The 3,752-nt window shown below is 69.9% G+C and carries 3 protein-coding genes; all 3 read left to right on the plus strand.

The window, feature by feature from the left end; genetic code table 11:
* Positions 1 to 621 precede the first annotated feature (621 nt).
* Entirely contained in the window at positions 622 to 1,626 is a 1,005-nt protein-coding gene (locus tag ACIRDX_RS21475; RefSeq protein ID WP_396627471.1) for an ABC transporter ATP-binding protein, read from the plus strand.
* Positions 1,619 to 2,392: an ABC transporter permease gene (locus tag ACIRDX_RS21480; protein ID WP_396627472.1), complete on the plus strand. Its 774-nt coding sequence runs from the start codon at positions 1,619 to 1,621 to the stop codon at positions 2,390 to 2,392. Before ACIRDX_RS21475 ends, ACIRDX_RS21480 begins: the two co-directional genes overlap by 8 nt.
* A 23-nt stretch (positions 2,393 to 2,415) precedes the next feature.
* Positions 2,416 to 3,752, plus strand: a 1,337-nt coding sequence (locus ACIRDX_RS21485; RefSeq protein ID WP_396627473.1) for a GldG family protein, incomplete at its 3' end; no start/stop codon positions are given.

Consider the following 3,752-nt stretch of genomic DNA (forward strand, 5'->3'; position numbering starts at 1 on the left):
GGCCATCGCGGCGATGAGGCGGATGCGCGTGGGGTCGCCGAGGACGCGGAACGTGTCGGCCAGCGCCTGCGCCGTGTCGCTGGACAGCGAGGCCGAGGGGCCGCGCGCCGCGCGGCTTCGGGCGGTCGTGGGTGCGGTGCGGGCAGGCTCTGGGGCGGCGTCCATCTGCGACATATGAGCAAGTGTTCATATATCACAGACGGAACAGGGGCTGGGCGCTTGGGGCTGGGGGCTCGAAGTTCAGGGTCGGCTCGAGGCTCAGGGCTCACTGAACAGGGTTGGGGCTAGGTGCTCGGGGCTGGGAAGTTCAGGGTCGGCGGCTCAGGGCTCAGGGGCAGGCTCAGGGCTCAGGGCTCAGGGCTCAAGGCTCAAGGCTCAGAGAGCTCACCGCGCCGGCTCAGGGCTCAGCGGGCCCAAAGGCTGAGCTCCGCACTCCACTGCCGACTGCCGACTGCCCACTGCCGGCTGCCCGGCCCTGTCGACTCCCGACTGCCGAGAAATTGACCCGCCCCCCGGCGCTCATTACGATGTGAGATTGGCAGTCGACCGACGGGAGTGACAACCCCGTCACAGCGTTCAACCGGCCCTCGGGCGCCCAGGACGACGGCGTCGCGGCGGGCCGTGATCTGGAGACACACGGTGATCGAGGTGCAGCAGCTCACCAAGCGCTACGGCCCCTTCACGGCGGTCGACGGCGTGAGCTTCAACGTCGGGAAAGGCGAAATCCTGGGGTTCCTGGGGCCCAACGGCGCCGGCAAGACCACCACGATGCGCATCCTGACCGGCTACATGCCGCCCACCGAGGGCCGCGCGCGCGTCGCGGGGTTCGACCTGCAGGACCAGCCCGTGGAGGCCAAGCGCCGCATCGGCTACCTGCCGGAAACGCCGCCGCTCTATCCCGACATGACGGTGCGGGAATACCTCCGCTTCGTGGCGCGCATCAAGGGCGTGCCCGCAGGCGAGCAGGCCAGCCGCGTCGCGAGCGTGATGCAGCGCGCCCACGTGGCCGACATGGCCCATCGCCACTGCGGCAAGCTGTCCAAGGGCTACAAGCAGCGCGTCGGCCTGGCCCAGGCCCTGATCCACAACCCCGACGTGCTGGTGCTCGACGAGCCCACCGCCGGGCTCGACCCGAAGCAGATCATCGAGACCCGCGACCTGATCCGCAGCCTCGGCGGCGACCACACCATCGTCCTGAGCACGCACATCCTGCCGGAAGTCGCGCAGACCTGCTCGCGCGTCGTGATCATCAACAAGGGCCGCGTCGTGGCCGAGGACACGCCCGACAACCTGACGGCGCGCCTGCAGGGCGCCGCCTCGGTGTACGTCGAGCTCGACACGCAGGGCGCCGACGCGCAGCCGGTGCTGGCCGCCGTCGGCGGCGTGACGGTCGTGACCGTCGCCGGGCAGCACGGCGCATTCACCGGGTTCGAGGTGCAGAGCGAGAAGGGCCTCGACGTGCGGCGCGCGGTGGCGCAGGCCGCCGTCGGCGCCGGGTTCGGCCTCGTCGAGCTCCGCCCCATGCGCATGAGCCTCGAGGAGATCTTCCTGCAGCTCACCACGAGCGACCTGCCCGCCGACGCGCTGGCCGCCGCGCCGCAGACGACGGAGGTGGCCGGTGCGTAACACCCTCGCCATCGCCCGCCGCGAGCTGCACAGCTACTTCGGCTCGCCCATCGCCTACATGCTGGTCGGGTTGTTCGCGCTGCTCTTCGGCTGGATGTTCTACAGCTTCCTGAACTTCTTCAGCGAGCAGAGCCTCCGCATGTCGCAGTTCGGCATGGGCGGCCCGCAGGCCATCAACGTCAACGAGATGCTGATCCGTCCGCTGCTCCTGCAGGCGGGCATCATCATCCTCATCTTCATCCCCACGCTCACCATGCGGACCTTCGCCGAGGAGAAGCGCAGCGGCACCATCGAGCTGCTGCTCACCTCGCCGCTCACCGACTGGGAGATCGTGCTCGGCAAGTTCCTCGGCGCGTTCGCGCTGTACGCGCTGATGCTCCTGCTCTCGGCGTTGAACCTGCTGTGGCTGTTCGCGTACGGCGACCCCGAGGTGGCCCCCATCCTCACGGGCTACCTCGGCCTGCTGCTGCTCGGCGGCGGCTTCATCGCCATCGGCCTGTTCCTGTCGAACCTGACGCGCAACCAGATCGTCGCCGGCCTGCTGACCTACGCCGTCCTGCTCATGCTCCTGCTCGTCGCCTGGGTCGGCGAGGGCGCCGGCCCGGTGGGCCGCGCCGTCGTCTCGGCGCTGTCGGTGTTCCAGCACTTCGAGGACTTCTCGAAGGGCGTGATCGACACCCAGCACGTCGTCTACTACCTGAGCGTGATCGCGTTCGGGCTCTTCCTCACCGCCCGGTCGGTCGACGCCGACCGGTGGCGCGGGTAACCCCGGTCCGGAGACGCACAGCCATGCATCGCTTCGTGAACGTCCTCGGCTGGATCGGCACGGCGCTCGTCGTCGCCGCCGTCGCCATCCGCTTCATCAAGCCCGAGCAGCAGCAGGTCTGGCAGCGCCTCGCGCTGGCCGGCCTGATCGTGGTGCTCACCTACCTGGCCACGCAGTGGCGTGAGTTCGCCACGCTGTGGTCGCGCCGCGGCACGCGCGCCGGCGCGCTGACCTCGGCCAGCGTGCTGCTCCTGCTCGGCATCCTCGTCGGCGTCAACTACGTGGCCACCCGCCAGCACAAGCGCTGGGACCTGACCGAGGGCGGCCAGTTCACGCTGTCGGACCAGACCCGCAAGGTGCTCGACAGCCTGAAGACCCCCGTGCAGGTGAAGGTGTTCGCCAAGGACACCGAGTTCCAGCGCTTCCGCGATCGGCTCGAGGGCTACACCTACGCCAGCAAGCAGTTGCAGGTCGAGTACATCGACCCCGACAAGCAGCCGGCGGTGGCCCGCCAGTGGCAGGTGCAGCAGTACGGCACGATTGCCGTCGACTACAACGGCCGCGTCGAGCGCATCACCACCGACACCGAGCAGGACATCACCAACGCCATCGTCAAGGCCGTGCAGGGCGGCGAGACCAAGGTGTACTTCTCGTCTGGCCACGGCGAACGCGACACGACGAGCGCCGACCAGCGCACCGGGTACAACGCCATCGCCAGCGCGCTGCAGCGCGACAACTTCGCGGTCGAGAAGGTGGTCCTCGCGCAGCAGCAGGACGTCCCGGCCGACGCCGCCGTGCTCGTGATCGCTGGTCCGAAGAACGACTTCCTGCCGCCGGAACTCGACATGGTGACGCGCTACCTCGACAAGGGCGGCAAGCTGGTGCTGCTGATCGATCCGCCCGACGGCGCGGATGCGGCACCGCTCGCGGGCCTCATCGGCCTGGCGAAGGCCTGGGGCATCGACGTCGGCGCCAACGTGGTCGTCGATGTGAGCAGCGTCGGGCAGATGCTCGGCGCGGGTCCGTCGGTGCCCGTGGTGGCCACCTACCCCGACCACCCGATCACGGAGAACTTCGGCCTGATCACCGCCTTCCCGCTCGCGCGCTCGGTGGCGCCGGTCGAGGGCGGCGTGAACGGCCGCACCGCGCAGCCGATCGCCTCGACCAGCGCGCAGTCCTGGGCCGAGACCGACCTCAAGGCCGTGTTCGCCGGCACACCTGTCGAACGCGACGCGGCGGCCGGCGACAAGGAAGGCCCGATCACGCTCGCGGCCGCCATCGGCATGGACGCCCCGAATGCGCCGAAGCCCCCGCCGACTCCGCCCGTGCCGGGACAGCCGGCGCCCGACGCGCCGCGCGT

Origin of the sequence: Luteitalea sp., assembly GCF_044337415.1 — a bacterium.
In the GTDB taxonomy this organism is placed as follows: Bacteria; Acidobacteriota; Vicinamibacteria; order Vicinamibacterales; family Vicinamibacteraceae; genus Luteitalea.